Raw genomic sequence first — 24,040 nt, 5'->3', positions numbered from 1 at the left:
CGATGAGCAAGAAAATGCGCCTCGCCGCCTTCGTCACCGCGGGCCCGGGCCGGCCCGGCGGCTGGCGGTATCCGGGGTCGGTTCCCGGCTGGCTGGACGCCTCCTACTACCACAACATCGCGCGGACCCTGGAGGACGGCCGGTTCGACCTGGCGTTCTTTCCCGACATCCTCTCGGTGCCCGACCGTTTCGGGGGCAGTACCGATTCGCAGTTGCGCTACGGCGCACTGGGTTCGCTGCGGGTGGATCCGCTGCCGGTGATGGCGTCGATGGCCGCGGTGACCCGGCATCTCGGTATCGCGGCGACCGTGTCGACCAGCTACGCGCAGCCGTTCGGCGTCGCGCGGACCTTCGCCAGCCTCGATCACCTCACCGCGGGCCGCTCCGCCTGGAACATCGTGACCTCGTTCCAGGAGTCCGAGGCCCGGAACTTCAACCTCGACGCGCAGTTCGACCGCTCGACCCGCTACGAACGTGCCGACGAGTTCCTGCAGGTGGCGGCGAAACTCTGGGACAGCTGGGAAGACGACGCGCTGGTCCTGGACGAGCAGACGCCGCTGTTCGCCGATCCGGAGCTGGTGCACCGGATCGACCACCGGGGACGGTACTTCACCGTGCAGGGGCCGCTCAATGTGCCGCGGCCGCCGCAGGGCTATCCGGTGCTGATCCAGGCGGGCGCCTCGTCGAAGGGCAAGGATTTCGCCGCGCACTGGTCGGATGTGATCTTCTGCAGCCACGCCTCCAAGGAATCCGCGCAGTCCTTCTACACCGAGATCAAGGAGCGGGCGGCGACCTTCGGCCGCGACCCCGACCGGATCAAGATCCTGCCGTCGATAACCCCGATCGTCGCGCCCACCGCGGCGCGGGCAAAGGAACTGGCCGCGGAGATCTTCGAACTGGTCCCGCCGCTGGGCGGCCTGTCCACGCTCGCCTATCACCTCGACGTCGACCTCTCCACCTTCCCGCTGGACGAACGCCTGCCCGAGGTGGAGGTGCCGGGTGTGGAAGGGCATTACCACGAGGTCCGGGAGATCACCGAGCGCGACGGTCTCACCCTGCGCCAGTTGGGCAAACAGTACGGCGGCCGGACCGAGGGCGATTTCATCGGCACGGCCGCGGAGGTCGCCGACGGGCTCGAGGAGTGGTTCACCGATGGCGCCGCCGACGGATTCACCCTGCAGGTTCCCTATCAGCCGGGCGGATTCGAGACCTTCACCCGGCAGGTGGTGCCGGAACTGCAGAAGCGCGGACTCTTCCGCACCGAGTACGAGGGCGCGACCTTGCGCGAGAATCTCGGGCTCGACCGGCCGGCCCGCGGCGAATGGACCACGCGCGCGGGCGGCGCGGCGTGACCGGCCCGGAAACCGGTGTGCCGCGCGGTGACGTGGTGGTGGCGGCCGCGATCGCGGCACCGGGCCGGTTCATCGTCTCGGCCCGGACCAACCATCTGGTCAGTGATTCCCGGTTGGCGGACGGTGAGGCGATACACGCCGGTGAACTGTTGCTCGCCGCGCTGGCGTCGTGTGCCCTCGCGAATATCGAGGACCGTGCCGCGGAGGCGGGTCTGCCTGCCGTGCGGGTGACGGCGACGGCCTCGCACACCCGCGACGCGGACGATCCGACCTACTATCGTCGAACCGTTCTCGAGATCGGCATCACCGGGGTCGGCGACCCGGACGGATGGGCGCTGGTGGACAACTTCGTGGCCACCTGCCCGATCTACAACACGGTGCGTCGCGGCAGCGGCATCGAGGTCACCCTCAATGGCCGTCGCCGGCCGGAGACCGCCGGATCGGCGCGCCGGAGCGGGACGGACGGCGACCGTGCCCGCGGGTGATGATCGGTACGCCGGGTCGGCGGACGACAAGTACTGCCGGGTCGAGGTGCGGCCCGGTCGGCGCCGGACGCGGGGAGCGGGCGATCGCCACCCCGGCCCCGTCCGGCCCGTGCCTCGCCTGTGCCGTCTCCGCCCGGCCTCGGGAGCCGCCGCCCCGCCGTCCGATCGCTGAGAGTGCCGGTCGGCGACGGGGTCCGGCGTTCAACCCTCCCGGACCCAGGCGGGTTCGATCCGCAACTCGCCCAGTCGCCAGCCCGCGGGTGTCCGGACGACGGTGGAGGTGAGCCGCAGGCCACCGGTCCGGTGGGGCGGTCGTCCCTCGCGGTAGTAGTAGACCAGCGAATTCGCCGACGCCGCGGCCCGGTCGCCCGATACCTCGACCAGTAGGTCGGTGGTCGTGTGCTGGGCGTGCTCGCCGTCGACCTCGGACCGCCGGATGAAGTCGGCCACGGCGTCGATACCGCGCAGCGTACCGCCGCGCGGCGAGTGGACGGTCACATCGCGGGTGTAGACGGTGGCGGCGTCGCGGTACCGCCCCTCGTCGAGCAGCCGCGCGAAACGGGTGAACAGATCGGCGATTTCGATACGGTCGGCGAGTAGGTCATCGGTGGACACAAGTGCCTCTTTCGTTGGAGCATCCAATGTTGGTGTCCCCAACTGTATGCGAGTTTGTTGGATCTGCCAACGAAAGAGGGTCGCGAGGTGATCACCTCGCGACCCTCGGCCGCCGTGGTGCCGCCCGCGTCCGCTCCGGTCGTCGCCGGCCGCATCGGTTGGATGCCGCGCCGATGGCCCAGACCCCGGACCCGTCGGTCAGTCGCGCAGGGCGCGGGCGCGCAGGGCCGCCAACGTCCGGGTGAGGATGCGTGAGATCTGCATCTGGGAGACGTTCAGCTCGGCCGCGATCTGGGCCTGGGTGCGGTTCTCGAAGAATCGCATGTGCAGCACCCGCTGGTCCCGCTGCGGGAGCTCCCGCAGCAGGGGCGCGATGGTCAGGGCGTTCTCGGTGATCTCGTAGGACGGATCCTCGTCGCCGAGGGCGTCGGCGCTCTTGGCCGCCGCGCCGCTGCTGTCGTTCTGCTCCACCGAGGCATCGAGCGAATCGGTGCGATAGGCGTTACCGGCCAGCAGCGCCTGGGTGACCTCGTTGAGGTCGAGATTCATCGCCACGGCGATATCCAGCGCCGTCGGGGTACGGCCGAGCTCCTGACTGAGGCGCTCGATGGTGGGACCGAGGGCGAGCTGGGTCTCCTTCAGCCGCCGCGGCACGCGGACCGCCCAGGTGTGGTCACGGAAATGGCGGCGGACCTCACCCATGATGGTGGGGACCGCGAAGGCCAGGAAACTCGAACCCCGCGAAGCGTCGTAACGGTCGACGGCGAGCACCAGGCCGAGGGAGGCGATCTGGTGCAGATCCTCATAGGTTTCCCCGCGGCCGGTGAATCGGCGCGCGATGTGGTCGGCCAGCGGCAGACAGCGGCGCATGATCTCCTCGCGCAACTCCGGACGCCCGGGGTCGTCGGTGTCCATCGCCGCGAGCCGCTCGAGCAGCGGCTCGATCCCGTCGTAGCTGTCGGTACCGCGGCTGGCCCGCCGCGCGGTGGTGGGGGAGTCGTATGCGGCCACAGTCGTCATCGAGAACCTCGCTTTCTGTTGCCTCCGCCTCGATCGGCGCCGTCGGAGGGCGACACGATCCCCGGCTACCGCCTCCCGGCGCAGGCAATCAAGATCGGTCCGTTCTCTTCGTATTGTGAATACCCGGGGGCGGGGGGCTTCGTTTTCCGTACAGTCGAGGGAGTGGGCCGGGCGCTCGGTACCTCCGAACGGCTCCGTCCGCGAATACTGGACGCCTCCGGGCGGCCTGTCCGGAGGCGACAGCATGACGGGCAGTGTGCCGGCCGACGGCTCGGTGCCTGGCGGTCATGAGCGTGGTGCGGGCTTCTCCCAGGGGTCGCCCGTCGGAAATCGGGGGGTCGTGGGGGCCACGGTGTTCGCCCGCCGGTTTGGTCCGGGCGGGCACACATGGTGTCGTAGAAGAGAACGACCGTCGTTCCACTTATGGGGCCGGTGGTGCGTTCGACCCGACGAGAGGCTGTTCATGCAGAGTCTGGCGTTCGACAGCGAGGACCTCGGCGCGACCGAGGCATTCCTCAACGACGCCTACACCCAGATGCGGATCGGCAACGAGAGCCCGCGCGGAGTGCGCACGCGCATCCGCCGCGACGTCCTCGGCCCGGTCAGTCTCGACCGGCTGGATCTGGGTTTCGACATGGCCTACGACGCCGACCCACTCCAGAAGGTATGCCTGGTGACGGTGCACACCGGGACGGTGGAAGAGGACTATCACGGTCTGGGCCGCGATACCTTCACCCCCGGCGACTCCGGCCTGCTCACCCCGCACGATCTGCCCTACACCGGAGTGATCCGCTCCGCGCGCTACGACATCACCATGTTCGAACCGGAGTTGCTGGACCGGCTGGCGACCACCGCCGATCCGGCCGAACCCGTCCGGCTCGGTGGCCACCGGCCGGTGAGTCAGGCGGCGAACCGGCAGCTGACAGCGGTGATCACCCACCTGCAACGGGTGGCCGCCGATCGCGTCACCGCGGACAGTCCCCTGCTGGCCGCGACCGGTGCCGACTACCTCGCCGCGACCGTACTCGCCACCATGCCGACCACGGCGGTGACCGACGCCGACGCCGCCGACCGTCGCGACGCGCATCCGGAGACGGTACGCCGGGCCGTGGCCTATCTCGAATCGCATCTGCACGAGGATGTGACCATCACCGAGGTGGCCGCCGCGGCCTTCGTGACCCCGCGCGCGTTGCAGCTGGCGTTCCGCCGCCACCTCGGCACCACACCGCTGCGGTATCTGCGCAGGCTGCGGCTGGCCGGTGCGCACGACGACCTGCGGGCCGCGGTGGCCGGAGACGGGCGGACCGTCGCGACCATCGCCTACCGGTGGGGCTTCGCCCACCCGGGCCGCTTCGCCATCGCCTATCGCCGCCATTACGGGCGCTCGCCGTCGGAGGTCCTGCACACCTGAGTCCGGTGGCGCGGTCTGTGGTATTCCGCCGGGAACGGTCCACCGGCCGAGGTGTGTGATTTCGGCCGCTGGGTAGCACGCCCGGGGTAATCCGTCGACCGGACAGAGGAGCACACGATGACGCACGCCGCCGAGATGCTGGATCTGTATCCGCACGACCTGGACGGAATCGACCGCGCCGCCCTGACCCGCTGTATCGAGGAATGCTTCTCGTGCGCGCAGGTGTGTACCGCGTGCGCGGACTCCTGCCTCAGCGAACCCGGGGTCGCCGATCTGGTGACCTGTATCCGCACCGATCTGGACTGCGCCGAGATCTGCGATACCACCGGACGCGTGCTCACCCGGCACACCGGTGGCCGCACCGCGCCGACCCGGCCACTGCTCGAGGCCTGTGCCGCCGCGTGCGCGGCCTGCCGCGACGAATGCCTGCGGCATGCCGGGATGCACGAGCACTGCGAGGTGTGTGCCGAAGCATGCCGCCGCTGCGAACTGGCCTGCCGGACGCTGCTCGCGACGCTCGGCTGACCGGGCCCGGCGACCACGGGGGCGCGCCGGCGGGCCGATACGGCCGTGCTCATCGCGGCGGCGCGCTCTCCGCGGCTCTCGCCGCTCCGGTGCGGGGGACGACCGTGAACTCGAGTCCGTAGTTGTTCAGGGTGGCGGGTAGCGGTTCGTCCGGGCCGAGCGGGGGATGCGAGCGCAGGCGGAGCTCGGGTCCGGAGACCATATGCGCGAGCAGCGCGCTGGTGACGAACAGGACCAGATCCCGGCCCGGACATTCGGCGGGTCCGGCGCTGAACGGCACGAGCTGCGGATATTCCTGGGCCCGCCCGTACAGCCAGATCTCCGGTACGAACCGGTCGGCGAACGGGAGCGTGTCGCGATCACGATGGAAGGCCGGAGCCACGATCACCAGGGCGGCACCCGGCTCCAGCGCGAACTCCGCGGAGCCGGACCGCCACCGGGTCCACTCGGTCGTATCGCGCAGGATGACCGGAGTCGTGGGCCACAACCGGATCGATTCCAGTACGCAGGCACGCAGATAGGGGCGCAGCCCGGCGGTACCGGGATCCTCGGCTTCGGCACGGGCCCGTGCCCGCTGGTCCGGATGGTCGGCCAGGAGAGCGAGGGTCCGCGAAAGGGCGATACCGGCGGCGTCGAAGGCGAACAGCCATTGCGGCATCTGGCCCACCGGGTCGACCGCTCCGGCGGCGGGCACTGCCGCCAAGGCGCCCGCCAGGCTGTCCGGTTCCGCCGTTTCCACATAGTCGTACAACCGGGCGAGAAACCGGTCGCGGCGTTTGCGGTGCGGTGGTGCCAGGAACGACCAGTTCCCGGCCGACCGCAGCCGCCACAACTCGTCGGTGATCGCGTCGTCGTGCCGGGCCCGCTCGCCGAGCGCGATCCGCCGCACCAACCGCCACCAGGTGGCCGTGAACGTTCCGGCGTCCAGGACCCCGCGCCCCCGCGCCCGGGTGAGCAGATCCTGCGCCTCGTCCGCGACCTTCGCCGCGAACGGCGCCGCGAGCCGGTGCAGCGGTGCGCCGGTGTCCAGCGCCGCCTCGTTCACCGCCCGCCGCTGTGCGCGGACCGGTCCCTGGGACACCAGCACGCCGTGTGGCTGGAACCGGCCCAGCGCGGCCCGCTTCTCCCGATTCGCCGGGTCGAACGGGGCGGGTGCTTGGTCGAGTACCCGGCCGACATCCTCGGGGTCGAGCACCACGACGATCCGGCGGCCGGGCACCACGAGTTCGACCGGTCCGCGGCCGAACTCCGCGCGCAGGGCCCGCATCCGCTCGATCGCGCGTTCGTCGGCGCGCAGTCGTTCCAGCAGTCCGAGCATCGGCCGGCGGCGCGCGATCACCCCCGCCGCGATCGCCGGGAAACCCAGATCCACCAGGGTGGTGGCCGCCCGGATTCCGGTGAGCCGGTGCCCGTGCACATCCGCCATGCCGCTCTCCTCCCGTCGTTGTGCCCGGCGACCGCCGGTGACCGGCGCGTACCCGGGCGCGGGCCGGTGAAACGGACCACGGGCGTGCCGGAAATCCTGGGAACGGTCGAGACCGTCTCGCCGGCCTCGAACCCGCCTCCTCGGCCGATGCCGGGGCAGCCGAGCGCGCGGGGACCGCCGGCCCACCGGCCGGGCCGGCGGACGCGGTAGGGTTCGGTTCGTGGCCGGATCGGCGTCGGAGTTCCCGCTACCGGCCCGCGCCGCGCGCGGTTCGCGTGCGGTGCGGCACGCGTCCCATCGGCATATGCGGAGGTACATGATGTCTCAGGCCATCGAGGGTATCGACCCGGCCGTGCCGCCCAGCGGCCCGGGATGTGTCGAATGCGAACAGGCGCGGGGCTGGTGGGTGCATCTGCGGCGGTGTGCCCAGTGCGGGCACGTCGGCTGCTGTGATTCGTCTCCCGCCCAGCACGCCACCGCGCATTTCAGCGCGACCGGGCACCCCTTCGTGCAGAGTTACGAACCGGGGGAGGACTGGTTCTGGGACTATCGGTCCGGTGAGATGTATGGGGCCGGACCGGAACTCGCTCCGCCCCGGGATCATCCGGCCTCGCAGACGGTGCCCGGCCCGCGGGAGCGGGTACCGGCGGACTGGCAGAACCATATCCACTGAAAATCGCCGGACGGCCGCGCCCGCGCACCGAGTCGCCTGTACACCATCGGTACCGGTCGATGAACGTGCGCGCGACCGGCCGTCACGAGCCGCCGGACAGTCGGCGGCGTATGCGGGCGAAGGCGTTCGGGCGGGGCGGCCGGCGATCGGGGTCGAACCAGTGGGGTAGCGTTTCCCGGGCGGTGAGCCACGGTTGCGGGACCGCGCCGGCCCGGCCGGGCACGGTTCCGGTGTGGGCGGCCACGATCCCGCCGGTGATGGCGCCGGTGGTGTCGATATCGCCGTCCGCGGCGATACAGCTGGTGATCGCTTCGGGGTAGTCGTCGAGGGTGGTCGCCGCCACCCATATCGTGAACGGCACCGTGTTCTGCGCGGTGACCAGCGAGCCGTTACCGAGCTCGTGCGCGGCTTCCGCAGCGGAGACGTCCAGCATGGACCCGGCCCGGCGGATCAGCCGGGTCGTCTCACTGTCTGCCAGTCGGTCCACGACGGCGGTGACGAACTCGGCCGGGGCGGGCCGGACGCCGGTACGTCGCGTGTGGGCGGCCAGTCCGGCGGCCAGCGCCACCGCCACCGCGCCGGCGATACCCTCCGGATGAGCATGGGTGATCTCGGCCGACCGCGCGGCCTCGGTGACGATCCGTGCGGGATCCCCCGCGAAGCAGGCCCCCAGCGGGGCGACGCGCATGGCCGCTCCGTTACCGCGAGAGCCCTGGCCCTCGAACAACTCCCCGGCGGCGTCCCGCCAGTGCGCACCGGCACCGATCCGGCGCAGCACGCCGACCGTGTTGAACCCGTAGTCGCGGTGTGGCCGGAACCGGCGGGCGAAGGCGGCGGCGAGCCGATCCTGGTCGATCGCCGCGTTGCGCAGCAGTTCGGCGACCACGCTGCAGGCCATTTCGGTGTCGTCGGTCCACGCCCAGTGCCGCTCGGTGGGCAGCTCACCGGCCCGGAGATCGTCGATGGACCGGCGCATGACGGGGAACTGCTGCCCCAGTGCGTCCCCCACGGAGAGTCCGTCCAGCGAATCGAGCATCGCGTCGATGTGCATCGCGTCGAATGGTATCCGGAGCGGGTACTCGGCCCGACACCACCACAGCGAGCGAACTGGAGGCGGCGTGCCCGGCGAGGCGGACGAGAACACCAGCGACGGCGTCCACACATTCGCCGAGCTGTACCAGTATCGGATGTTGTACAACGCGCTCGTGTTCAACGAATGGGCGCGCGGCGGCCGATACGACGTGCACAAGAGTATCCGGCACAGCGACGGTGAACTCTGTTTCGGCGGTGGCTGGTTCGTCGTCTACGCGACGTTACCGACCGGGCAGATCGCCAATCACTACCGGCTGCGGCACTGGGGGCTGTTTCGTATCCCGGAACGGCGGGTGCCGGTCGTGTGGGACGGGCACAGCGCGCGCGAGGCCGCCGAGCGTATGCTCCGATTCCTGCGCGAACCGCCGCCACCGGGCTCCGGCTGTGCGCCGATGAGCTGATCGGTGCGGCGCAGCATCGGCGACCCGCGCCTGCCGGCACCGAATGCCCAGGTGGGGCCCGTCGCGGCGCCGCTGGAGGAGGCTCGGGCAACGGTACCGCCGAATCCTCTCCACGACGGCCGGGAGACCCTCCCGGTGGCGTGGCCGTCCTCCAGCGGATTCGGACGAGAGTCCAAGTGTCTCTTTCTCATTGGTTTCTCAGCGTTTCTGAGGCGGTATTCGTGGGTGATACCAGTACGGTGTCGCGTGCCGGGTCGGCCGGTGGTGTAGTGAGTGAAGGGACGTGGGTGTGGCGCGCAGGGTAGTTGTCACGATGGTCGATGATCTGGACGGCGAATCCGTCGCGGCGGAGACGGTGTCGTTCGGAGTCGACGGATTGCTGTACGAAATAGACCTTTCCGAGGAGAACGCGCGGGAATTCCGTGCGGCGCTCAACAAATGGGTGCCATTCGCCCGCAGGGTCGGCAAACCGCGCCGGGTGAAAGGACAGACACCGGACCGTCCGCAATCGGCGAAAGCGGTACGCGAGTGGGCGCGGCGCAACGGGCACGAGGTACCCGATCGCGGCCGTATCCCCGGTGTCGTGCTGGAGGCGTATCAGCGCGCCGCCGGCTGAGCCCGGGCGGCACGGTACGCGGCCGTGGCCGTCCCCGGCCGGCGATCAGTTCGCCGGCTCGGGCGGGGCGTGTACGGCGATCTCGCCGCTGAGCGTCCGGCCGCCGCGCAGCCGCAGTCGATCCCCGCTCCAGAACCGGCCGGGGTCGTACCAGTCCGGGCTGCGGGTATCCGGGAGCAGACCCATCGCCTGGTATGTGGCCGCCACGATCTCCGCGCAGTAGGCGTTCTCCACTTCGCGGGCGGCGGGCCGCCGGGAGCGGCGGCGCGGCAACCGGACCCGGCCGCGGAACCAGCGCCCGGCCAGCGCCGCGGTGGACGGGAACGGGGTGCCGTCGAGTCGCGCTACCGTGCGCAGCACGCCGTCTTCCATCTCCCGGGTGGCGGGCGGTTCGAGCTGGCGCAGCCACGCCTGCTGACCGTAGCGGTTCGCCCAGGTCAGCACCGCGTCGCGCAGGTTGTGCAATTGTGCGCCGCGGTGCGCGGTGCCCGACCACATATCCGGTAGCGACCGGCCGAGTTCGGCGTGCCAGATCAGCGCCGGAAGGTCGTCGATCACCACCGACATCCCCACATGGTTGACCGGACTGTTCGTCGTCATCCGGATCATCCGATCGGCCGTGGAATGACCACGGAACAACCAGATGTCACCTGTCCTGGTGATCTCGACAGCCCGGTCGAGATCGAGATCCGCACCCGCCATGGACGTAGCCTATGCGTTATGAGGTGGTGGAAGGTATTGGGTTTGGCGGGAGCGGCCGGTGTGGTGGCCACCGGTGTGGTGGTGGTGCGTGCCGAACGCCGCCGGCGCGCCTACACGCCGGACGAGGTCCGCGAGCAGTTGCACGCCCGGTTCGCGCAGGCGGTGGCCGCCGAGCAGGCGGTCGAGCCACCCGAAGCCGAATCACGCGCGGCCCGGGTTCGCGCCCGGGTGCGCCGGCTCTTCCGCCGCTGACACCCCGGTACAGCTCAGACGACGGTGGCGGCCCGGGTCCGCGCGTAGGTGATGACCTCCTCCGCGAACTCCGAGGCCCGGCGGTCGGCGAAGCAGGTCCGCAGCCGGTGGATCGCCACGTCGAGCTCCGGGCCGGGGCCGCGGTCGGCGAGCAGGACGACGATCGCTTCGCGGGTGCCGATTCGATCACCGGGTTGCGCCTGGAGTTCGGTCAGATAGCGGTCCGGGTCGGCGAGCTGGATCGCCCGGCGTGCGTAGGCGTGGACCCGGCGGGGGAGTTCGGCGCGGATGGTGTCGAGATCGGCCTGTAGTGCGTGCCCGCCCGGCTGCTCCGGGTCGACCCGCAGCGACCATGGGCGGGTGAGTTCCGCGGGCAGGCCGTGGTCGTCGATCAGATCGGGACCGGCGGCCTGCTCCAGCGGGATCGGTGCCAGGCCCAGCCGTTCGTTGCGCCAGTTGCCGAATTCCCACCAGGCCCGCGGAGTGGCGTCGAGCTGCAGACCGAATCGTAGGACCTGCTGACCGTCGGCCCAGGTCCGCGACACCCGGGTGCGGCCGACGGACGCGACGCCGTCCGGCTCCACCCGCACCCATGGGGCGTCGGTGCCGTGAAAACCATACGGCTGGAGCAACTTTCCTGTTTCGCGCAGCAGACGCCGCAGTGCCGGATCCGGTCTGACCATCCCGGCAGACTATCGATTCACCCCGACACGCCGTCGCCCGCGGTTTGCCCGGCGGCGGTTTCCCGGGTTCGGCCGGACGGTGCCCGGCGTTGCGGCGCCCCGAACCGGGCACGAGGGTCAGTCGTAGACGTACTGGCTCAGACCGAGCAGATTGCCTTCGCTGTCCCGGAACCAGGTTGCGCGCTCCCCGGACGCTCCGGTCGACGGGTAGTGGCCCCGTACTTCGACGATTTCGCTCTCGAATTCCACACCCCGCGCCCGCAACTCCGCGACGGCCGACTCGAGATCGGGCACCGTGAACCCCATCTGGGTGTGGTCGCCCGAAGCCCGACCGGTCGACGTGAACACCACGAACTCGGTACCGCCGCAGCGGTAGCGCAGCCCGCCGTCGCGTTCCTCGGCGGGCTCGAGTCCGAGTCGCCGCGCGTACCAGGTCCGCGCCCGCCGGAGATCCTGTGCCGGAAGCCGGACCGCCGCCCGGGCGTTGTCCAGCGGGCCGGCGGTCGCGCCTGCGCGGTGCTTCTTCTCGGCCCAGTAGACGGGGGTGGTCTGGATCAGCTGGACATAGTTGCCGTCGGGGTCCTCGACCGTGGCGAACCACAGTCCCGCCGGACGGTACTGCACGCCGGACACCCAGGGAACCTCGAAGGCTTCCAGCCGTCGGGCGGCGGCGTGGATATCGGGCACGTGGTAATTGATGATCACGCGCCCGGGTTCGGCGGCACGCGGGGCGAGATCGTCGCGGGCGTCGGTGAGTACGCCGACACCGCCGAAGTCGAGGAAGCCGTCGATATCGGGCGTGACGCCCAGCACCTGGGCATACCAGGCGCGGAGACTTCCGGGGTCGGTGCTGCCGAGGAGAATGCTCTCGATCGAGGTCGCGCTCATACTATCCTCCGGATCACGGGTTCTGGGTACGGGCCGCCGGACGGGGCCGATGCGACAGCGGGCCCACGGCCGACCTGGCGGGGCTGTCGGCGTACTGATGTCCTGGCATACCGGATCACCGCAGCCCGGGGCATTCCTGGGTCGACCTGCCGTGGCGACACCAGTATTCACGACCGAGAAGATGTGCCTGCGCGCTGCGGTCGAGTCGGCGACTCCTACTCGACCCCCAGTCGGTCGGCCAGGTCTGTCGGGGTGTCCGGGGGCGTGGTGACGCTTTCGATCAGCCATCGCAGCGTCGGCACGTCCTGTGGGTCGACAGACACCGCGTTGTCGACCAATGAGCTGACGAGATCGACGGAGGCGAGCGAGAGCTCACCCACCATCACCTTCGTGCGCAGCGAATCCGCCGTCACCGCAGGGAGTGCGGGCGCGTACTTCCGCATCTGCTCCACCAGCGTGGAACGATATCCGTTCTGCACTCTGTCCTTTCGTCTCTTCCTGCGGGGTTGCCCATCGCCATTGTCACCTCGGGGCGGTGGTGGCCCGACCCGATGCGGTGAAACGTGCTCTTGCGATTTCGCTGCCGGCGTTCACAGTGCACTGCCGCGCGGCACCGGGTTCGCAACCGGCACGAAACCCGGCGCCTGCCTCCGGGCGCAGGCTCAGGCGGCCTGTTCGAGGTTGGCGATGATGCGTGCCATGACATCCATCATCTGCGTGAACTCCTGGTCGCTCACGCCGGTCGCGGCGAGGTCACGGATCCGGCCCACCGAGTCGGCTGCCGCCGCCCGGGTCGTGCGCCCGGCTTCGGTGAGGACGTAGCGCCCGTCGGAGTCCCGGCCCACCCACCCGCGCTCGGCCAGCGCGGCGACCACCTCGCGCGGGTCTTCCTGCTCGACCTCCCAGAACGGGCGGAGCGCATCGGTCAATGCCGCATCCCCGGCCGGGCCGGCGGCGAGCGCGTTGAGGGTCTGCCATTCGCGCCGGGAGAGCCCGGCGTCGGCGACCAGCCGGTCGAAGGTCAGGTCGATCAGCTGGTCGAGCCGTTTGACCTGGTAGCCGATGAGCCGGTTCTCGCCGGCGGGTGCCGGTTCCGCCGGAGTCGGGTCGGCGGCGGGCTCGCCGCAGGCGGCGGCCAGCGGGACGAGTAGCAGGGTGGCGGCGCCGAACAGCAGGGTGCGGACGTTCATCGGAGTCTCCATTCGAATACATGACAAATCATAATTAGTTGTCATTGGACATGTATATGTCCGTAATAACATGTCGGGGTGGATGATGTCGAGCGCGTAGAACGAGCGATGGTGGCGATCCGCCGCCGACAGACCCGGCGCGCGCTCGCGAAAGAGGGCGAACCGGCCGGGCAATCCTTCGACGTGCTGGACGTGATCGAGGCGACGCCGCACCCCTCGGTCTCCGCGGTGGCCTCCGCCCTGGCCGTGGACCAGCCGCGGGCCAGCAAACTGGTGGCTGCCGCGGTCGCCGAGGATCTGGTCCGCCGGGTCGCCGACCAGGCCGACGGCAGACGTTCGGTGCTGGTCCTCACCGAGCGTGGACGGGAGATCCTCGAACGGTCCCACGCCCGCCGCCGGGCCGCTTTCGAAACCGCCATGACCGGCTGGACCGCGGACGAGCGCGGCGAATTCGCGCGTTTGCTCGATCGATTCGTGCGGGCGATGCCCTAGTACCCCGGCCCGTGGAAACGCCGGGGTACCGCCGGGGTCCGGTGTGTTGCGGTCCCCGCTACGGTCCCGCGGGTACGCGGCGTCGCGCCCGAGCCGGTGGGGCCTGTTCAGGTGCGCGCGGCCAGGTGCCCACCCGGCACGCGGTCCCGGAGCTCGCGCCGGAACCTACGCTGCACCAGGAACGCCGTCGCTCCGAATCCCAGGCACAGGCCGAGCCAGACACCTGGACCGTGCCAGCCGAGCGCGATACCGAACACCGCCATCGCGGGCACGCCGAGGGCGAAGTATCCGATGAGGGTGCTCTGCATACCGGCCTTCGTGTTCCCGATCCCGCGCAGCAGACCGACGCAGAGATTCTGGGCGCCTTTGCAGTACTGCTGGACGATGGCGAACCACAGCAGGGTGGTGGCGGCCGCGACCACCGCGGTGTCCTCGCGATGCGAGCCGAGGAACGGGGCGAGCACGAGATGTGGTGCCAGCACGTAGAGCAGGCCGACCGCTGTCATGAAGGTGAAACCGAGGGTGAACGTCCGGCGCGCGATAGCGGCCACCGCGTCCCGGTCGCCCTGGCCCACGGTGCGGCTCAGCAGGATCGACGAGCCCTGCGACAGGCCGATATTGACCTGGTAGACGATATAGGCGAGCTGGTTCACGATATTGCTCGCGGCCAGCGCGACCGCGCCGAATCCGCCCATCAGGACGGTGGCGATCGAGGTGATCGCCGCTTCCGCACCGTAGGTCAGCGCGATCGGTGTCCCCATGCGCACGATACGCACCACCGTGGCACGGTCGGCCTGCCAGGCGCGCAGCGACAGCAGGGCACCGAGCACCGGATCGCGCCGGACGCTGCGTAGATAGACGGCGCAGGTCCAGCACTGGACCAGCGTGGTGGCCAGACCGATCCCCGCGAGTCCGAGTTTCGGCACGCCGAACCAGCCGAAGACGAACAACGCGTCGAGCAGTGCGTTGACCCCGACCGACCACAGCGTGACCCGCAGCAGCGAACCCGCCCGGCGCATGCCGACGGCGAACTGCCGGAGAACGTTGAGCCACAGCATCGGCACCAGGCCGGGCGCGAGTGTCCAGATGATCGGGCGGGCCAGCTCGAGCACCGCGGTGTCCTGCCCCATCCAGCGCAGGGCGTAGCCGAGCGCGACCAGCGCGAGCGCGCCGCCCACCGAGGTTACGGTGGCGACGAACAGCGCGGCGCGCAGGTATCCGTGGATCTCGGTGCGCGCCGCGGCGTCGAGTTCGCCGGTGCCGGTGCGTTTCTCGCCCCTTCCGGCCGCCGCCGCGATCAGGTTTCCGACGCCGGTGACCATACCCACGCACATGGTGCGCAACTGGTTGTACAGCAGCAGCGCCAGGCCTCCCGCCGCGACGGCCGCCACGCCGAGAAATCCCATCATCGCCAGATCGACCGTGGTGAGCGCCACCTGGGCGAGCTGGATTCCGGCGATCGGAGCGGCGAGCGCCAGGATCGCCCGATAGGGGTGCCATCGAAACGTCATCTGTTGCTCACGCTCCCTGTCGCCGGAGATCGAGGGCCGCGAGTCGCACCGATTCGTCGTAGGCGCGGCAGAGCCGCACCATGCGTTGCCGGGCGGCCCGATCGTAGAGGCCGCGCTCGGCCAGCCAGTCGTCGTCGTACACGGTGTCGAGATATTTCTCGCCGGCGTCGCACGCCAGCACCACCACGGTGCTGCCCGGCGGCACCCGGACCAGCCGGCGCAACGCCACATGGACGGCCGCGCCCGCCGTGCCGCCGATCAGGATGCCGGTACGCCGCGCCACCACCCGGGCCGTGGCGAAGGCGTCGATATCGCCGACGCGGCAGTTCTCGTCGATCAGCTCATAGCGCATATTGCCGCCCACCGGGAAGCCGGCCGGACTGCCCGCCCCGGTCTGCCAGTAGGAGCCGGGTTCGCCGCCGAAGATGATGGAACCCACCGGTTCCACGCCGACGGCGTACACCCGCGACCCCAGCCGGCGCAGCTCCTCCACGGTGCCGCACAGCGATCCGCCGGTGCCCACCGCGCCGACCAGGTAGTCGATATCGGTCGCCAGGTCCTTGCGCAGTTCGCCGGCCAGTTCCCGATAGCCGGCGTTGTTGTGCGGGTTGTTGTGCTGGTCGGGCCGGTAGGCGCCGGTGGCGGCGGCGATCTCGGCGGCGAGGTGCCGCCGCCGCACGCTGCTCGGCCCGGCGCTGCCGTCGCCGTCGACCGTCACCAGCCGCGCGCCCATGGCGCGCATGGCCCGGAGTTTGTCCGCCGCGGCATGGCCGTCGACCACCGCGGTGAAGGCGTAGCCACGTTCGAGGGCGATGAGGGCCAGGCCGGTGCCGGTATTGCCGGACGTGGGTTCCACGATATGGCCGCCGGGGGCGAGATCGCCGCTGCGTTCGGCCGCCAGCACCATTTCCCGGGCCATCCGCACCTTGGCCGAACCGGTCGGGTTGAACTGCTCGAGCTTGAGCAGCAGTCTGCTACCGGACCCGGTACGCACCAGTTCGAACAGGGGAGTGGCGCCGATCAGGTCGGAGGCGCGGCGCACGACATTCTCGCTGCCGAACGGGATCGTGGCGGTCACCGGTCCAGTCTCCACTGCCACCGATCCTCCGCCGCGGTCACCACGATCTTCGGCGGAAGCGGAAGCTGATGGAATTCGCTCTCGTTCTTGTCCATCTGGTAACCGGCGGTGTTCGGGTACAGCAGCAGATCGCCGGGACGCGGCTGCTGGGGGAGGAGGACCTTGCGCCAGGTGAGCACGTCGTATTCCATACAGCTGGCCCCGCCGACACAGGAGGCCACCGGCCGGGCTTCCGGGTCGGCGGCGCGCGGGATCAGGATCGGATCGGGCAGGAACTCGCTACCCTTCCACTGCTCGGAGACGCTCATGCTCAGTCCGTGGGCGGTGGTGATGCCGTAGTCGGCGTGCTGTTTGAAACCGAGGACCGGGAACACGGTGAAACCCGCGTCGATGAGCAGCGCGCGACCGGGTTCCAGCAGCAGTGCGATATCGGCGGCACGCAACCGTTCGGCCAGGGTGCGACCCCGCGACCGGGCGGTCAGTACCGCGTCGAGCATGGCCGCGCCGGTCGGATGCTGCGCGTAGGGATAGAACTTCTCGAACTGTTTGCCCGCGTGGAACCAGTCGTCGCACCGATCGCGGGCGAAGGCGGCCCAATCCTCGTCGCGCAGGTAGCGGCAGGCGAACCCGCCACCGATCGATATCGCGCTGGCCGGCAGCCCCTGTGCGCGCGCCCGGATACACCACTCGATCATGTCGTGGGCCAGCTCCGCCCGCGGCGCGACCGCGTACCCGTCGAGGTGGAACGAGAACCCGGCGAGCTCGAGGTTTTCCCGCAGTTCCACGCACCGGCCGAGCGCCCGCTCGAGGTCGGGATCCGACAATCCGAAGCGACTGTGCGGCGCACCCGGCGGCAACCGCCGCAACAGGATCCGCAACCGGCCCGCCGTGCGGGCGATCTCGGCGGCGCGGTCCAGTTCGTCGAGCGCGTCGACGGCGACCAGACAGCCGTGGCGGGCCGCCAACCGCAGCAGGGCATCGGTTTTGGCCGCGCCCGTCACGCCGAGGTCGCGCCCGCGTACCCCGTGGGCCAACGCGTGGACGAGTTCCGGTTCGGAGGCGACGTCGACTCCGGCGTCGAGGTCGGCCGCGACCGTGAGCCAGCATCCGGCCTTGTTGGCCTTCTTGCCGTAGTACACCTGGCCGCGCACTGCGTGCCGGGCCAGCACATCCTGGAAAGCGCGCAGATTGGCGGCGAAACTCGGGGGATGGACCAGATGGAACGGTCCGCCGGTCGCGTGGTGGATATCGAAGAGTACGCGCCGGTCGGCCCGCAGGGTGCGCTGCCACTCGGGTTCGATCGCGGGCAGGGTGGGCAGGGTAACCGTCGCGGTCAGGTCCACAACCGCACCTGCTGTCCACGACCGGCCGCCACGGCCCGGGTCGCCAGGGCGTGCGCCACCGGGATATCGGTGATGATCATCCCGCTGGAGAAGGCGAACACCCGGTCGTCCGCGTCCCGCCGGCCCGGGGCCCGGCCGGCCACGATCTCGGGGAGCTCGGCATCGATGACCAGTTCGCCGTCCGCGCCCGCCAGGCGGGTCCCGGTGACGCCCAGCTGGCCGGTGCTGGTCGCGATCGTGTAGTTCGCGGCACGCAGGGCGCCGCTCTCGACTCCTTTGCTGGCCACCGAGATCAGCAGGCCGCCCGGACGCAGCCATTCGGTCCGCACCTTCGGATGGGCGGCGCGCCCGGAGGCCACCACCACGATGTCGGATTCGGCGACCGCCGCGGGTACATCGTCGACGAGTTCGAGTTCCCGGTCCGGGAACCAGCGTCGCAGCGCCGCCCGGCTCTCGGCGATGCCGTCGGGATGGGTGCCGTACAGGCGCAGACGCTCGAGACCGGGCAGGGCGGTGAGCAGGTAGGGGAGTGTGTTGCGGCCCTGGACGCCGGTGCCGATCATGAGGGCGCTCGTCGCGCCCTCGCGGGCAGCGTGTTTCGCGGTGATGGCGGTGGTGGCCGGTGTACGCGCGGCGCCGACGCGCTGGCAGTCCATGAACGCGAACGGTAGGCCCGTGGTGTCGTCGTAGAGGCTGATGGTCGTGTAGTACTTCTCCGCGCTGGTACTGCCCTGGCGGTAGGAGGTCTTGAAACCGAGGTGCTCGAGCGAACCGTCGTAGCCGAGCATGGAATAGGAGACGGCGTCGCGTTCGGTATCCGGTAGCGACATCATGAGTTTGACCGGACAGCGTGATTCACCGCGGGCGAAGGCCGCATATCCCTCCTCGACGAGTTCGATCACCTCGTCCGGGGTGATATCGATATCGGCCAGATCGGTCCGGGTCAGGATGTGCAGGGCGTTACTCATGGAACTCCGATGTCGTGTGGTTCGACGAGGCGGGAACCGGCGCGCGAGGCGTTCGTCCGAATGCGGTACAGCGGCAGCAGGCCCGGGGCGGGTGGCAGGGACCGGTGGGACGGAGACGCTTTCAGCGGTGACGCCGGTCGGGCGCCCGGTGGCGCGCGCCCGACAGCGCGGGCGGTCACCGGGCGAGCCGGATCCGTCGTCGCCGAAGGTCCGGGGGCGGCCGAGCCGGGCGAAGGCTTCCGAGGAAGGTCACGGCCGGGGCCGAGATATATTGCGGCCGAACATCTTCGGTGCCGCGTGATGATCATGTCCAGCATCGTACGTTAACGATAATGGTTTTCGTTAGCGTTTGGTAGTGGTGATGTGTGACACGTATCGACCGGCGGAGCCGCGTCGGCGGCCGGTCGAAGCCGTGGCCGGGTGCCCGTCGGCCGGGGCCGCCGATGCCCTCGACGGGCCGCGACAGTGCCGGTTGGCCCTTCGCGGGTGAGTCGATAAGAATTCTGCCGCAACGGGTTTCGCAGATTACGCAGACGAGTTGCGGTCGCTGCACAAACTTCCGCAATCGACGAACTGTATTCGGCTACATGGATATGCGCATTCGACCACTTTGTACGTCGAAGGGGTCTCACTACGCAACCGGCCGGCGAATGGGCCTCCAGGCATGCGCCTGCCGACGCCGAGCGAGACACCACAGCGCGCCGCTCCCAACCTTGCGGTCCGGCGAAAGCGCTGGGAACCGTCGCCGACATCAAGCTGAACGACGAGGCGTTTCTCGGGCAGCGCCTCCTGAAGCGGCGGAACTGAGTACCCGGCACGAAAGGCAACCCCCGACAGAGTTGTTCATTAGTCGATTTTTTTGAACAGTCGGGCGGAAACGGGCTCTGGCGCCCGAATGTCCAGGTCGACCGAGAACGGCGTTGTTCAAAAACATGTCGCAAAGTTTGAGTGTTCAACAACGGCGGATCATCCTTTTATGTACGATTCGGGGGTGACGGATACCGATGCGCTCGAACCACTCTCCCTCGACGGCGATGCCCTGGATCCGGTCGGCGGGGGAGGAGCGCTGATCGGATACGTCCGCGTCTCCACCCGCGACCAGAACCTGGACCGGCAGACCCGAGCCCTGAAGGCCGTCGGCTGCAAGAAGGTGTTCGCTGACAAGAAGTCCGGGAAGGATGCCGAGCGCGAACAGTTGTCGGCGTGCCTGGACTACATGCGCGCCGGCGACACCCTCGTGGTCGCTTCCCTGGACCGGCTCGGCCGCTCTCTGCAGGATCTGATCTCGATCGTGGCCGACCTGCGCCGCCGCGGGATCGGGTTCCGGTCGCTGCACGAATCTCTCGACACCACCACCCCGGGCGGGCGCCTGGTGTTCCACGTGTTCGCCGCGCTGGCCGAGTTCATCCGCGAGCTGATCGTCGAGGGCACCCATGAAGGCCTGGCCGCGGCGCGGGCCCGTGGGCAGCGCCTGGGCCGGCCTCCGGCGATGAGCGAGGAGCAGATCCGGCAGGCCCGCGCGCTGTTGACCCGGCCGGATGAGTCGGTGTCTTCGATCGCGCGCCTGCTGGGGGTCTCGCGGACCACGCTATACAAGTATCTGCCCGAATTGGGGCTCGCTTCCTCGGTCCGATGAAGGGCGCAGGCGACAGTGCTCGAGACCTGATCGGGCGTCTGCGTGATGATCTACGAGCGCTGCTTCGTGTCCGGTCCGAGGGGCATAGCGACTGGATACACCGGCGGGCCCATGGCGTCCGAGAGGCCGATCATGTCATCGGACATGCCTCGGTGGAGGGAGCCGATCACGTGCGGCGCGGTGGCGACGGCTCACCCGGCAGCGGTGCGGCCGGCGTGGCGACTTCCGCCGACCGGGCTTCCCGCACCGTAGTGCTCGATATCGATCGAGCTGCTGTGCGCTCCGTCGACTTCGGCGGACGACGCCATACCGACGCGGGGGTATGGGATTGGATGCGTGGGCAATTGCCCGACTGGCCTGTGAAGCGGGTCGATGACGCCGGGCTGACCGTGGCCGACACCGTTTCCTACGCGTTGCAGTCCACGCGGGGAAAGGTTCAGGTGGAACTGCGCAGTACCGGCGACCGCGGAAACCGGGAACTACATGCTGTTGTCCGCGATACCGGCACCAACGCACCACCACAGGATGTCCTGGACGACACGGTCCACGGCCACCTCGACTTCCGGCTGCACCCTGCCGGCGAAACAGGCTGGACCAGGGAAATTTCCTTGCGCATGCCCGAGACCCGCCCACTTCCGCAATGGCTGGACCAGGTGATCGACCCACACCGGTACCTGCGCTTGAGTGTTGACGGGGAAACAGCCATCGTGGTCCGGTCCCGTGACTACTCCAAGCTGGCACGCGACCTCGCCCCCTACGACACCGCCTCGCCTCCGGAAGTGGCGCGGCACAACAACGACATCGAAATCCGGCATCAGGGCCGGGTCAACGACGCCCGACTCTGGGCGGGCCGGACGAACCTCGAGCCCGCCTACTTCACCCTGAAATCCGGCGACGGCACCACCGCCGATCTCGCGGTCTACCCCCTGCGGAACCAGAACTACGCCGAAGGCCTGACCCAGCTCGGCATCGCTTCCCCCGGCGAGAAACTCATCCCCGTCGACGATTTCGCCACATCCATCGCCGAACAACTCCGGCAACGCCCCCGAACACTGCCCGAGGAAACAGAACCATCCCCCTGAGAAGCGGGAGCGGACACCCGCCAAGGCGCACCGCCACTCGATCTTGCCGTGATGGCGGAGGAGGAGCGCTCATCGGGTACGCCCGCGTCTCCACAGAGAGGCCGTAGTATCGGCCGAAAATCGGGCAGATATGACATATCTCCTGACGAGAGCACTGCCGAAAGTCCGCTCCGACCCGTTCAACCTCCTCTCTGCGCCCGCACCAACCAGGTAGAACGGGCATATCCGTTGTTTTTCGGCGGTTGCTACCGGACCCCCTGGTACGGTGACCGGCGGCCGCCTCGCCGAGGTGCGGGCCTGTTGGTGAAGCGGGTGTACCCGCACGTTGGTGCCGCCAGACATCCGCCGCGTGCGTGCCTTCGTGGCGACTCGATCCCTTGTGAGATCGCGGCTCCGGAATGGAGCGGTTTCGTTACCGCTGTCCGTCATGGTTACCGTCGTCGCTGCCGCGCCGCCTTGCTCTCACATGCTGTCGAGCAGTAGACGGCATCGGCCCGCTGGCGGACTCCATGCCAAACGACTCGGCGGCAGACGGGACATTGGATCAGGGAATGCCCGGGGTCGAGTGCGAGCAACTGTGTCCGGCCGGCCGCGGAGACAGTGCTGTGGCAGGTTTGCCCGAGGCGCCGGAAAAATATTTCGGATTCGCCGGGCCGGGGATGTCGAGAACGCCGTGCGGGCTCCGTCTCAGGGGTGAGAGCGGCCACGAGGGTCGCGACGACGAAGGAGAACCGTCATGAAGTACCTGCTGCTGAAGCACTACCGCGGCGGCCCCACCCCCGTTGGTGATTTTGTGCCGATGGACCGCTGGACGCCGGAGGAGGTGGACGCGCATATCCAGTACATGCGGGATTTCGCGGACAAATTGCGGGACAACGGCGAGTTCGTGGACGAACGGGCGCTGGCACCCGAGGGGACCTTCGTGCGGGGCGATGGCGCCGGGCGCCCGCCGGTAACCGACGGGCCCTTCGCCGAGACCAAGGACCTCATCGCGGGGTGGATGGTGATCGACGTGGAATCCTGGGATCGAGCACTCGAACTGGCGGCGGAGCTGTCCGCCGCGCCCGGGTACCGCGGTGAACCGATCTACGAATGGCTCGAGATCCGGCCGCTGCTCACCGAGACGCTTTCGGCGGCCGAGTGAACGACGCGCTGCTGCGGGAGCTGGTTCCCGCGGTGCTGGCGGTGGGACTTCGGCAGCCAGTGCCGTGACCGGTCTCGTACTCGCCGAGATGACCATGGCTGTCGAGGGCACGGCGGTTCCGACCGAGAACGCCTTCCGCGTCCTCATGATCATTGCCGCAGGTTCGGCGCTCGCCGCGTTCGTCGTCGCCTTCTTCCTGCCGGGATACGAAGAGTCGGTGGTGATTGCAGACCAGGTCGCCGCGCACTGAGTTCGCCGAGGTCATTCACGTCGATACACGCCGAGCGGCGCTCTGTATCGCCGCGGCCTGACCAGGTGGCCGCGCGAGGACTCGCTGATCGCCGTCTCCGCCACAGCCTTCGGCGAGACCGGGGCGAGGAACGTCGGCGCGAAACGTTCCGGTAGCACTCGATCGGCTTTCCAGGCGGACGAGAGAGGCCGGTGGGAGACGGTGTGGCGCCTGACCTTCGCGGCGCCTCGCGGGCGGCGGACATCGGTGGTGCACCAGGACGAGGAGGCCGGTTTCCGGGCGGTGCTGGAGACGTACGACGGAGCCGAGGGCGAGCTGCGCGTGCCGACCCGCCGGGACGCCATGTCGGCGGAATACTATCCGCTCACCTTCACCAGTTTCGCGATCGTCAACGATACGGTCGCGGAGATACGGAAAATCCAGGGGCGTCCCCGGGATCGGTACGCACCGTTCCGGAACCGGGGCGCGGAGTAGCGGCGGAAGGGCCGGAGCTGTGGGCGTCCGGCACCACCGTGGCGTCGCGCGTTCGCAGTACTCGCTCAACGGTGTCCGCCATACGGGCCCGGAACACCGGGGGAGCGAACGATTGGGCGTGGCCGCGGATCCGGGCCGGGTCCAGGTCGGTGGTGGACGGGTCGCGCAGGGCAGCGGCGAATCCGTCGATCACCTCCTCGTCGGCGCCGGCCGCGATATGCCCGCCGGTGACTCCGGGGACGACGGTGTCCAGGGCGCCGCCCGCGCCCACCGCGAGGACGGGCGCCCCGCAGGCCATCGCCTCCACCGGCACGATGCCGAAATCCTCCACCCCGGGCATGAGCAGGGCTCGGCAGCGGCGGTACATATCGGCCAGGACAGCGTCCGGGGCGGCGCCCAGGAAGGTGGTTTCCGGACCGGCGAGCGCCTCCAACCGGCGGCGATAGCGGCCGTCGCCGACCACGACCAGGCGCAGGCCGGCCCGCTGGGCGGCACGAATGGCCAGGTCGGGGCGTTTGTAGGGGACCAGGCGGCCGGCGAACAGGAGGAAGTCCTCCCGCGGTACCGCCGGGTCCGCGGCGAAGCGGTCCAGGTGCACCGGGGGATAGACGACCGTGGCGGGCAGCCCCCACCAGTCCCTGACCCGGTCGGCCACCGCACGGGAATTCGCGATCACCGCCGCGAGCCGGGGCGCCGCGGCGGTCTCGGTGCGCCGGGCCAGCACACCGAGT

The 24,040-nt window shown here is 69.6% G+C and carries 26 protein-coding genes and 1 pseudogene; 13 read left to right on the top strand and 14 right to left on the bottom strand.

The annotated features are described in order from the left end of the window. Positions 1 to 2: 2 nt before the first annotated feature. Both ON38_RS31530 and ON38_RS31525 read left to right on the top strand, forming a co-directional pair. Positions 3 to 1,352 carry an LLM class flavin-dependent oxidoreductase gene (locus ON38_RS31530; RefSeq protein ID WP_039828843.1) on the top strand — a complete coding sequence of 450 codons (1,350 nt, stop codon included), beginning with the start codon at positions 3 to 5 and terminating at the stop codon, positions 1,350 to 1,352. Beyond that, a complete protein-coding gene (locus tag ON38_RS31525) occupies positions 1,349 to 1,837 on the top strand; it encodes an OsmC family protein (protein ID WP_245564456.1) in 489 nt (162 codons plus the stop codon). Before ON38_RS31530 ends, ON38_RS31525 begins: the two co-directional genes overlap by 4 nt. 201 nt (positions 1,838 to 2,038) lie before the next feature. Here the strand turns inward: ON38_RS31525 and ON38_RS31520 are convergent, their stop codons facing one another. Both ON38_RS31520 and ON38_RS31515 read right to left on the bottom strand, forming a co-directional pair. Beyond that, the gene (locus tag ON38_RS31520) at positions 2,039 to 2,452 is read right to left on the bottom strand and encodes a nuclear transport factor 2 family protein (RefSeq protein WP_039828841.1); all 414 of its coding nucleotides are present in this window, start codon (positions 2,450 to 2,452) and stop codon (positions 2,039 to 2,041) included. 198 nt (positions 2,453 to 2,650) lie between these two features. Beyond that, positions 2,651 to 3,472 carry a SigB/SigF/SigG family RNA polymerase sigma factor gene (locus ON38_RS31515; RefSeq protein WP_051165531.1) on the bottom strand — a complete coding sequence of 274 codons (822 nt, stop codon included), beginning with the start codon at positions 3,470 to 3,472 and terminating at the stop codon, positions 2,651 to 2,653. Between the two features lie 463 nt (positions 3,473 to 3,935). Between ON38_RS31515 and ON38_RS31510 the strand changes: the two genes are divergently transcribed. Both ON38_RS31510 and ON38_RS31505 read left to right on the top strand, forming a co-directional pair. Then, complete coding sequence (locus ON38_RS31510) at positions 3,936 to 4,883, top strand: helix-turn-helix transcriptional regulator (RefSeq protein ID WP_039828840.1); 948 nt, start codon at positions 3,936 to 3,938, stop codon at positions 4,881 to 4,883. 117 nt (positions 4,884 to 5,000) lie between these two features. Beyond that, positions 5,001 to 5,408 (top strand): four-helix bundle copper-binding protein, encoded by a 408-nt coding sequence (locus ON38_RS31505; RefSeq protein WP_039828839.1) that lies wholly within the window; start codon positions 5,001 to 5,003, stop codon positions 5,406 to 5,408. A gap of 49 nt (positions 5,409 to 5,457) precedes the next feature. On the opposite strand, the gene ON38_RS31500 is transcribed toward ON38_RS31505, so the two are convergent. Further along, positions 5,458 to 6,834, bottom strand: a complete 1,377-nt coding sequence (locus tag ON38_RS31500) for a cytochrome P450 (protein ID WP_039828837.1) — start codon at positions 6,832 to 6,834, stop codon at positions 5,458 to 5,460. A gap of 319 nt (positions 6,835 to 7,153) precedes the next feature. Between ON38_RS31500 and ON38_RS31495 the strand changes: the two genes are divergently transcribed. Beyond that, positions 7,154 to 7,507, top strand: a complete 354-nt coding sequence (locus ON38_RS31495; RefSeq protein ID WP_039828960.1) for a UBP-type zinc finger domain-containing protein — start codon at positions 7,154 to 7,156, stop codon at positions 7,505 to 7,507. A gap of 82 nt (positions 7,508 to 7,589) precedes the next feature. On the opposite strand, the gene ON38_RS31490 is transcribed toward ON38_RS31495, so the two are convergent. Next, positions 7,590 to 8,558 (bottom strand): ADP-ribosylglycohydrolase family protein, encoded by a 969-nt coding sequence (locus ON38_RS31490; RefSeq protein WP_051165530.1) that lies wholly within the window; start codon positions 8,556 to 8,558, stop codon positions 7,590 to 7,592. Positions 8,559 to 8,625: 67 nt separating this feature from the next. Here ON38_RS31490 and ON38_RS31485 point away from each other — a divergent pair, with 67 nt between their 5' ends. Both ON38_RS31485 and ON38_RS31480 read left to right on the top strand, forming a co-directional pair. Continuing rightward, a complete protein-coding gene (locus tag ON38_RS31485) occupies positions 8,626 to 9,000 on the top strand; it encodes a WDGH domain-containing protein (RefSeq protein WP_039828835.1) in 375 nt (124 codons plus the stop codon). Positions 9,001 to 9,289: 289 nt separating this feature from the next. Next, the gene (locus tag ON38_RS31480; RefSeq protein WP_039828958.1) at positions 9,290 to 9,616 is read left to right on the top strand and encodes a histone-like nucleoid-structuring protein Lsr2; all 327 of its coding nucleotides are present in this window, start codon (positions 9,290 to 9,292) and stop codon (positions 9,614 to 9,616) included. 45 nt (positions 9,617 to 9,661) lie between these two features. Here ON38_RS31480 and ON38_RS31475 read toward each other — a convergent pair whose 3' ends face one another. Next, a complete protein-coding gene (locus ON38_RS31475; RefSeq protein WP_039828834.1) occupies positions 9,662 to 10,318 on the bottom strand; it encodes a hypothetical protein in 657 nt (218 codons plus the stop codon). Positions 10,319 to 10,336: 18 nt separating this feature from the next. Here ON38_RS31475 and ON38_RS31470 point away from each other — a divergent pair, with 18 nt between their 5' ends. Further along, positions 10,337 to 10,570 (top strand): hypothetical protein, encoded by a 234-nt coding sequence (locus tag ON38_RS31470; RefSeq protein WP_039828833.1) that lies wholly within the window; start codon positions 10,337 to 10,339, stop codon positions 10,568 to 10,570. Between the two features lie 14 nt (positions 10,571 to 10,584). Here the strand turns inward: ON38_RS31470 and ON38_RS31465 are convergent, their stop codons facing one another. From ON38_RS31465 to ON38_RS31450, 4 genes are all read right to left on the bottom strand, one after another. Continuing rightward, complete coding sequence (locus tag ON38_RS31465) at positions 10,585 to 11,253, bottom strand: hypothetical protein (protein WP_039828832.1); 669 nt, start codon at positions 11,251 to 11,253, stop codon at positions 10,585 to 10,587. A 117-nt stretch (positions 11,254 to 11,370) separates the two neighbouring features. After that, a complete protein-coding gene (locus ON38_RS36540; protein ID WP_157182024.1) occupies positions 11,371 to 12,141 on the bottom strand; it encodes a VOC family protein in 771 nt (256 codons plus the stop codon). Positions 12,142 to 12,356: 215 nt separating this feature from the next. After that, on the bottom strand, positions 12,357 to 12,620 hold the full coding sequence (locus tag ON38_RS31455) for a hypothetical protein (protein WP_039828831.1): 264 nt from the start codon (positions 12,618 to 12,620) through the stop codon (positions 12,357 to 12,359). 183 nt (positions 12,621 to 12,803) lie between these two features. Next, on the bottom strand, positions 12,804 to 13,331 hold the full coding sequence (locus tag ON38_RS31450; protein ID WP_157182023.1) for a winged helix DNA-binding protein: 528 nt from the start codon (positions 13,329 to 13,331) through the stop codon (positions 12,804 to 12,806). Positions 13,332 to 13,409: 78 nt separating this feature from the next. Here ON38_RS31450 and ON38_RS31445 point away from each other — a divergent pair, with 78 nt between their 5' ends. Next, positions 13,410 to 13,823, top strand: a complete 414-nt coding sequence (locus ON38_RS31445) for a MarR family winged helix-turn-helix transcriptional regulator (protein WP_039828830.1) — start codon at positions 13,410 to 13,412, stop codon at positions 13,821 to 13,823. Between the two features lie 107 nt (positions 13,824 to 13,930). On the opposite strand, the gene ON38_RS31440 is transcribed toward ON38_RS31445, so the two are convergent. From ON38_RS31440 to ON38_RS37810, 4 genes are read right to left on the bottom strand one after another with little or no spacing between them, the layout of a single operon-like run. Then, positions 13,931 to 15,334, bottom strand: coding sequence for an MATE family efflux transporter (locus ON38_RS31440; RefSeq protein WP_039828829.1), 1,404 nt, complete (start codon positions 15,332 to 15,334; stop codon positions 13,931 to 13,933). A 7-nt stretch (positions 15,335 to 15,341) separates the two neighbouring features. Then, positions 15,342 to 16,412 carry a PLP-dependent cysteine synthase family protein gene (locus tag ON38_RS31435; protein WP_083873253.1) on the bottom strand — a complete coding sequence of 357 codons (1,071 nt, stop codon included), beginning with the start codon at positions 16,410 to 16,412 and terminating at the stop codon, positions 15,342 to 15,344. Beyond that, the gene (locus ON38_RS31430) at positions 16,409 to 17,755 is read right to left on the bottom strand and encodes a type III PLP-dependent enzyme domain-containing protein (RefSeq protein WP_039828827.1); all 1,347 of its coding nucleotides are present in this window, start codon (positions 17,753 to 17,755) and stop codon (positions 16,409 to 16,411) included. Before ON38_RS31430 ends, ON38_RS31435 begins: the two co-directional genes overlap by 4 nt. Then, positions 17,746 to 18,723 (bottom strand): ornithine cyclodeaminase family protein, encoded by a 978-nt coding sequence (locus ON38_RS37810; protein ID WP_039828824.1) that lies wholly within the window; start codon positions 18,721 to 18,723, stop codon positions 17,746 to 17,748. Before ON38_RS37810 ends, ON38_RS31430 begins: the two co-directional genes overlap by 10 nt. 991 nt (positions 18,724 to 19,714) lie before the next feature. Between ON38_RS37810 and ON38_RS31420 the strand changes: the two genes are divergently transcribed. From ON38_RS31420 to ON38_RS31405, 4 genes are all read left to right on the top strand, one after another. Continuing rightward, positions 19,715 to 20,359, top strand: a complete 645-nt coding sequence (locus ON38_RS31420) for a recombinase family protein (protein ID WP_039828951.1) — start codon at positions 19,715 to 19,717, stop codon at positions 20,357 to 20,359. A 215-nt stretch (positions 20,360 to 20,574) separates the two neighbouring features. Continuing rightward, positions 20,575 to 21,441 carry a hypothetical protein gene (locus ON38_RS31415; protein ID WP_157182022.1) on the top strand — a complete coding sequence of 289 codons (867 nt, stop codon included), beginning with the start codon at positions 20,575 to 20,577 and terminating at the stop codon, positions 21,439 to 21,441. Between the two features lie 736 nt (positions 21,442 to 22,177). Then, positions 22,178 to 22,585 (top strand): YciI family protein, encoded by a 408-nt coding sequence (locus tag ON38_RS31410; protein WP_039828821.1) that lies wholly within the window; start codon positions 22,178 to 22,180, stop codon positions 22,583 to 22,585. Positions 22,586 to 22,649: 64 nt separating this feature from the next. After that, positions 22,650 to 22,835, top strand: a complete 186-nt coding sequence (locus ON38_RS31405) for a hypothetical protein (protein WP_039828820.1) — start codon at positions 22,650 to 22,652, stop codon at positions 22,833 to 22,835. A 526-nt stretch (positions 22,836 to 23,361) separates the two neighbouring features. Here ON38_RS31405 and ON38_RS31400 read toward each other — a convergent pair. Beyond that, positions 23,362 to 24,040: pseudogene (locus ON38_RS31400) on the bottom strand (glycosyltransferase); the annotation flags it as partial.

The organism is Nocardia testacea NBRC 100365 (assembly GCF_000308775.1).
In the GTDB taxonomy this organism is placed as follows: Bacteria; Actinomycetota; Actinomycetes; order Mycobacteriales; family Mycobacteriaceae; genus Nocardia; species Nocardia testacea.
This window is presented reverse-complemented; position numbering and strand designations above follow the sequence as displayed.

Bases quoted from the DNA above. Each gene is read 5' to 3' on its own strand.
- ON38_RS31530 (WP_039828843.1), top strand. From the start codon at position 3: ATGAGCAAGAAAATGCGCCTCGCCGCCTTCGTCACCGCGGGCCCGGGC.
- ON38_RS31515 (WP_051165531.1), bottom strand. From the start codon at position 3,472: ATGACGACTGTGGCCGCATACGACTCCCCCACCACCGCGCGGCGGGCC.
- ON38_RS31510 (WP_039828840.1), top strand. From the start codon at position 3,936: ATGCAGAGTCTGGCGTTCGACAGCGAGGACCTCGGCGCGACCGAGGCA.
- ON38_RS31505 (WP_039828839.1), top strand. From the start codon at position 5,001: ATGACGCACGCCGCCGAGATGCTGGATCTGTATCCGCACGACCTGGAC.
- ON38_RS31500 (WP_039828837.1), bottom strand. From the start codon at position 6,834: ATGGCGGATGTGCACGGGCACCGGCTCACCGGAATCCGGGCGGCCACC.
- ON38_RS31495 (WP_039828960.1), top strand. From the start codon at position 7,154: ATGTCTCAGGCCATCGAGGGTATCGACCCGGCCGTGCCGCCCAGCGGC.
- ON38_RS31490 (WP_051165530.1), bottom strand. From the start codon at position 8,558: ATGCACATCGACGCGATGCTCGATTCGCTGGACGGACTCTCCGTGGGG.
- ON38_RS31475 (WP_039828834.1), bottom strand. From the start codon at position 10,318: ATGGCGGGTGCGGATCTCGATCTCGACCGGGCTGTCGAGATCACCAGG.
- ON38_RS31470 (WP_039828833.1), top strand. From the start codon at position 10,337: ATGAGGTGGTGGAAGGTATTGGGTTTGGCGGGAGCGGCCGGTGTGGTG.
- ON38_RS31465 (WP_039828832.1), bottom strand. From the start codon at position 11,253: ATGGTCAGACCGGATCCGGCACTGCGGCGTCTGCTGCGCGAAACAGGA.
- ON38_RS36540 (WP_157182024.1), bottom strand. From the start codon at position 12,141: ATGAGCGCGACCTCGATCGAGAGCATTCTCCTCGGCAGCACCGACCCC.
- ON38_RS31450 (WP_157182023.1), bottom strand. From the start codon at position 13,331: ATGAACGTCCGCACCCTGCTGTTCGGCGCCGCCACCCTGCTACTCGTC.
- ON38_RS31440 (WP_039828829.1), bottom strand. From the start codon at position 15,334: ATGACGTTTCGATGGCACCCCTATCGGGCGATCCTGGCGCTCGCCGCT.
- ON38_RS37810 (WP_039828824.1), bottom strand. From the start codon at position 18,723: ATGAGTAACGCCCTGCACATCCTGACCCGGACCGATCTGGCCGATATC.
- ON38_RS31410 (WP_039828821.1), top strand. From the start codon at position 22,178: ATGAAGTACCTGCTGCTGAAGCACTACCGCGGCGGCCCCACCCCCGTT.